This window comes from Streptomyces spiramenti, assembly GCF_012034385.1.
Classification (GTDB): domain Bacteria; phylum Actinomycetota; class Actinomycetes; order Streptomycetales; family Streptomycetaceae; genus Streptomyces; species Streptomyces spiramenti.
Map to the genome: position 1 here is coordinate 1 of NZ_JAAVJB010000277.1, position 5614 is coordinate 5614.

Consider the following 5614-nt stretch of genomic DNA (forward strand, 5'->3'; position numbering starts at 1 on the left):
GCGGACGCCCCGGCGGGCCCGGCAGCCGCGACGGGGCTGACGGAAGTGACGGGGCCTCCCGGGGACGCGCCCGGCGCCGGGCCCGGCGCCGGCACTTCGGCGACCAGCGCTGTCACGAACCCCTCGTCACCGCCGGGGCGATCACCCCCGCAGCTGGCCGGGGCGGCCCTGGCGAGCGCCGCGTCGAGGCGTGCGGAGACGGTGCCGAGGCCGGGTTCGAGCGCGCCGGCCTCCCGGAAGGCGCCCAGCACGTCGGAGACGGAGTCGGTGGCCTCCAGCCCTTTGCCTCGGACGTCCCCCAGCACCAGGCGCACCACGCCGCCCGGGCCGGTGACGGCGCCGTAGAAGTCGCCCCCGATCCGGGTCTCGTGGACCGCGGCCCGGTACCGGCAGGCGATGAGGAGGCCGCCGAGACGCGACGGCGGGTCGCGGACCACGGCCCGCTGCACCGCCTCAGCCACCGCTCTCGCGGAGGCCGTCCGCCGCCGGGCACGCCGGACCAGCAGGTTCACCCCGACGGCGATCGCGGAGACCGTGCCGACGGTGATCACCTTGACGACGCCCTCGACGACCCCCGCCTCGTCGAACCAGATCAGCATCACCACGGCGAGCAGGGTGGCGGCGACCCCGGAGAGGATCGTGCCGCGCAACCCCAGCAGGGCCGCGGCGACGACCGGGGCAGCCGCCATCAGCGGGGTGAACACGATGTGCGGGGGCGCTGCCGGGTTGAGGGCCACCGCCAGCGCGAGCAGCAGCGGCGGGATCAGGGAACTTCCTCTCCCGCCCCAGGCCCCTTCCGTCTCGCTGCCCGCCACGTACCCACTGTCGCCCCGACGCGGGGGCCCGGCCACTCGGGCCGGGGACGCCGGGTACCCCGCGGGGCCGCGGAACCGGCCGCCCACGGGTGGCCGGTTCCGCGCGCTGCCGGCCCCGCACGCGGCGGTCGGCGCAGCGGCGACCCGCGGTGGCCCGAAAACGCGGTCCGCCGCCGGTGCCGCGCTCCGCCGTGTGTACGGGGTGTGTGCGTCCACTGCGGTGGGTGACCCTCCCGGCACGTCCGCCCCGGTGAACGAGAGCCGCACCACAGAGGCCGTCCGGGCCCGTCCCCCAGGCGGAACGGGCCGTTCACGCGCCCCGGCGGCGCCGCTCGCCCGGTGAAGTCGCGGGTTCAGCGGTATCTCACCCGCCGTTCACTTGGCCAACCTCGTCTGGTCGCCACGCGCTCCTACGTTCGTCCCGACGCAGTCACATCAGATCACTGCCGGCCGCACGGGCCGGCGTTCCTGAAGGAGCAGAACCCATGCGCAACTGGCGCGCCAAGACCGCCGCGCTCGCCGCGGTGTCCGCCCTCGCCCTCTCGGCCTGCGGCAGTGACAGCGACGACAACGGCAACGGCGGCAACGGCGGCAGCGGTGACGCGGCGGCCTCGGAGGGCAGCGGCCTCTCGGGCACCGTCACCGGCGCCGGCGCCTCCTTCCCGGACCCGCTGTTCCAGGAGTGGATCGCCGAGTACACCCAGCAGATCGAGCCCGACGTCACCATCAACTACCAGAGCGTCGGCTCCGGTGCGGGTGTCGAGCAGTTCATCGGCCAGTCGGTCGCCTTCGGCTCCTCCGAGGAGTACCTGGACGACGAGGCCCTGGAGGAGGCGGCCGGCGCACGTGACTGCTCCGCCGTGCAGTTCCCCGTCGTCTTCGGCGCCGTGGTGATCGCGTTCAACGACGAGGCCCTCGACGGCCTGGTCCTCGACGCCGAGACCATCGCGAAGATCTACGACCGCGAGATCACCAACTACAACGACCCGGCGATCGCGGACCTCAACCCCGACATGGACCTCCCCGACCAGGAGATCCTGCCGGTGCACCGCTCCGACAGCTCCGGCACCACCTTCGTCTTCTCCAACTACCTCGACGAGGAGGTGCCGGCGTGGTCCGACACGTACGGCGCGTCCAAGGAGCTGGAGTGGGCCGACGGCACCCTCGGCGGTGACGGCAACCAGGGCGTCGCGCAGGGCATCTCCCAGAACCCGGGCGCCCTCGGCTACGTCAACCAGTCGTTCGCGCTGGAGGCAGGCCTCTCCGTCGCCCACGTCGTGAACGCCGACGGCGAGGCCGTCGCGCCGACGCTGGAGGCCACCTCCGCCGCCTCCGAGGAGGCCGAGGTCCCGGAGAACTTCCAGTTCACCATCGACGGCATCGGCGGTGAGGGCTACCCGATCGCCGGTACCAACTGGATCTTCACCTACACCTGCGGCTACGACGAGGCCACCACCGACATCCTGAAGGGCTTCTGGACCTGGGCCCTGGAGTCGGAGCGCGCCGACGAGCTCGCCAACGAGCTGGGCTACGCACCGCTGGGCGCCGAGCTGACCGAGCGGGTCCTGGCCGAGGTCGAGAAGACCAACAGCGAGGGCTGACGCAGGCCGTCCCGCACCCGGGCCGGGCGCTCCCGCCGAGACGCGGCGGGCGTCCGGCCCCCGCGGGAGCGCCTGACCAGCAGGCGGGGAGGACGTCCCGCGCCTCGGCGCCCACGCGCCGGCCGTACCGCAGTTCGCCGGAGTGCCCACCGGCGGTCGGTCCCACCCCAGCCCGGCCCGGCCCACACGAGCAGGAGCAGATCGATGTCGGTCATCACCGACCAGAAGCCGCAGGCCCCGCCCCCCGGGCTGCGGTCCCGCAAACGACGCCGCGTTGCCGACCCGGCGTTCCGCTGGTTCGTCACCATCACCGGTACCAGCGTCTTCATCATCCTGGCCGCCATGGTCGTGCGGACCACCACCGAAGCGTGGCCGATCTTCCAGCACCAGGGCTTCTTCGGGTTCCTCACCGGTGACCGCTGGGTGTCGGGCGGCTCCCGCAGTGACGACCCGGCGGACTTCACCGGCGTGTACGGCGCCTGGCCGTTCATCTACGGCACCCTGGTCACCGCGCTGATCGCGATCGTCCTGGCGCTGCCGCTGGCGCTGTGCATCGCCTTCTACATCAACCAGCTGGCACCGCGACGGCTGCGGAAGCCACTGTCCTACACCGTGGAGATGCTGGCGGCCGTGCCGAGCATCGTCTTCGGCATGTGGGGCCTGTTCTGGTTGGTGCCCAACGTCCTGCGGCCGTTCTTCGAATGGCTGGAGTCGTGGGCCGGCGGCTTCTTCCTGTTCGAGGGACCGGTGTTCGGCCCCGGCTACCTCGCCGCCGGTATCGTGCTGGCGATCATGATCCTGCCGATCATCACCGCGATCGTGCGCGAGGTCATCGCCGTCAACCCGATGGACCAGCAGAACGCCGCCTACGCGCTGGGCGCCACCCGCTTCGAGGTGATGCGGAAGGTGATTCTGCCGTCCAGCTTCTCCGGCATCGTCGGCGCCAGCATGCTGGGGCTCGGCCGCGCCATCGGCGAGACGATCGCCGTGATGATGCTGATCGGCTCCACCAAGAGCTGGGACTCCAGCCTCCTCCAGCGCGGCGACTCGATGGCCGCCCTCATCGCCTCGCTCTTCAAGGAGGCCACCCCCGAGGGCGTGCGCGGCCTGATGGCGATCGGCGTGGCGCTGTTCCTCTTCACCATGGTCATCAACGTCGCCGCCCGCCTCCTGGTGTGGCGGATCGGCCGAGTCGCGGGAGACGCCGCCGTATGAGTGCCACCCAGGACCTGAAGCCCGCCGAGCGCGGCGCTGCCCAGCGGACCACCCCCACCGGCCACCGCCCCCTGCGCGAGACCCAGGGCAACGCCTCGCGGCGCGCCCTCGCCAACCGGGTCGCGCTGACCGTGCTGACCGTCGCCATGGTGGTGGCCGTCATCCCGCTGGTGCTGATCCTCTACAAGGTCGCCGTGGAGGGCTTGTCCGCCGTCGGCTGGGGCTTCTTCACCCTCGACGAGCCGACCTACCGCGTCGAGGAGGCCGGCTACCGCGCCGGGTTCGTCGGCACGGCGTACATCATGGCCGGCGCGATCCTCATGGCGATCCCGCTCGGGCTCGCCACCGCGATCTACCTGGTCGAGTACGGCCGGGGCCGACTGGCGTCGTTCGTCCGGTTCTTCACCGACGTGATGACCGGCATCCCCTCGATCTTCGTCGGCCTCTTCGTCTACGGCCTGCTGATCTCCAGCGGCGCGATCTTCCACACCGGCTTCAGCGCCTTCGCCGCATCACTGGCGATCGCCATCATCATGCTGCCGATCGTGACCCGCTCCTCCGAGGAGATGCTGAAGCTCGTCCCCGACGAGTGGCGCAACGCCAGCTACGCGCTGGGCGCCAGCAAGTCCCGGACGGTGCTGACCACGGTGCTGCCCGCCGCCGCCCCCGGCCTGGCCACCGGGTCGATGCTCGCCGTCGCCCGCGGCGTCGGCGAGACGGCGCCGCTGATCCTCACGGCGCTCGGCTCCCGCTACCTGGTCACCACCTACTTCTCCGACGCGCAGGGCGCGGTGCCGCTCCAGATCCACAGCGGCGCCATGCAGCCCTTCGAGGCGGGCATCGAGCGCGCATGGGGCGGCGCGCTGTCGCTGTTCGTCATCGTGCTGCTGCTGGTGGTGGTGGCCCGCTTCGTGGGCTCCCGGGCCAACAAGCTCGGCTGACCCGGCACCGACCACCACCACCGCCCTCCCGGGCGCACCGGCGACGCACCCCGCGCCGCGCGCCCGGACCCGAACAGGGGAGGACCCCATGACCGCACCGCTCACGCAGACGGAGGAGCGCACCGCGCCCCCGGCGGACGGCGGCGCCACCGACGGCGCGACCGGCGGCTCCGCCGCGTCAGCGGGCACGCCGCCCGAGGAGAGCACCGCGACGCAGCCCGCCCAGGAGCAGGAGTCCGTCCAGGACGCCGTCTTCGACCTGCGGGACGTCAGCGTCCAGTACGGCTCGTTCATCGCCGTCGGCAACATCACGATGAAGGTCCCGCGCCACCAGGTGACCGCGTTCATCGGCCCGTCCGGCTGCGGCAAGTCGACGCTGCTGCGGTGCCTCAACCGGATGAACGACCTCGTTCCCGGCGCGTCCGTCTCCGGGGAACTGATCTACAACGGCGAGGACGTCTACGCCGCCGAGGTCGACCCGGCCGAGGTGCGGCGCCGGATCGGGATGGTCTTCCAGAAGCCCAACCCGTTCCCCAAGTCGATCTACGACAACGTCGCGTTCGGCCCCCGGCTCAACGCCTACGCGGGCGACCTGGACGACCTGGTCCAGCAGTCGCTGGAGCGGGTCGGCCTGTGGAACGAGGTCAAGGACAAGCTGAAGGAGAGCGGGCACGCCCTCTCCGGCGGCCAGCAGCAGCGCCTCTGCATCGCCCGCGCCATCGCGGTCGAGCCGGACGTGCTGCTGATGGACGAGCCCTGCTCGGCGCTGGACCCCATCGCCACGCTGAAGATCGAGGACCTCATCCACGAGCTGAAGTCCACCTACAGCATCGTGATCGTCACCCACAACATGCAGCAGGCCGCCCGCGTCTCGGACCGGACCGCCTTCTTCAGCGTGAACATCGACGACCACCAGGGGATGCGTACCGGTCGGCTCGTCGAGTACGACCACACGACGAAGATCTTCAACAACCCGGCGCAGCAGCGCACCGAGGACTACGTCACCGGTCGCTTCGGCTGACGTCCCGCGGGTCGAAGACGG

Annotated in this window: 5 protein-coding genes; 4 read left to right on the forward strand and 1 reads right to left on the reverse strand. The window is 71.9% G+C overall.

The window, feature by feature from the left end; translation table 11 throughout:
• Nucleotides 1–815, reverse strand: an 815-nt coding sequence (locus HCJ92_RS21470) for a SpoIIE family protein phosphatase (protein ID WP_167935263.1), incomplete at its 3' end; no start/stop codon positions are given.
• Nucleotides 816–1300: 485 nt separating this feature from the next.
• On the opposite strand from HCJ92_RS21470, the gene pstS reads away from it, so the two are divergent.
• The 4 genes from pstS (at nucleotide 1301) to pstB (ending at nucleotide 5593) form a co-directional block, all read left to right on the forward strand.
• On the forward strand, nucleotides 1301–2416 hold the full coding sequence (gene pstS / locus HCJ92_RS21475) for a phosphate ABC transporter substrate-binding protein PstS (protein ID WP_167935264.1): 1116 nt from the start codon (nucleotides 1301–1303) through the stop codon (nucleotides 2414–2416).
• A gap of 204 nt (nucleotides 2417–2620) precedes the next feature.
• Nucleotides 2621–3631, forward strand: coding sequence for a phosphate ABC transporter permease subunit PstC (gene pstC, locus HCJ92_RS21480; protein WP_167935265.1), 1011 nt, complete (start codon nucleotides 2621–2623; stop codon nucleotides 3629–3631).
• Nucleotides 3628–4572: a phosphate ABC transporter permease PstA gene (gene pstA / locus HCJ92_RS21485; protein ID WP_167935266.1), complete on the forward strand. Its 945-nt coding sequence runs from the start codon at nucleotides 3628–3630 to the stop codon at nucleotides 4570–4572. The genes pstC and pstA overlap by 4 nt, the downstream gene beginning before the upstream one ends.
• A gap of 88 nt (nucleotides 4573–4660) precedes the next feature.
• Complete coding sequence (pstB, locus tag HCJ92_RS21490) at nucleotides 4661–5593, forward strand: phosphate ABC transporter ATP-binding protein PstB (RefSeq protein WP_167935267.1); 933 nt, start codon at nucleotides 4661–4663, stop codon at nucleotides 5591–5593.
• Nucleotides 5594–5614: the final 21 nt, after the last annotated feature.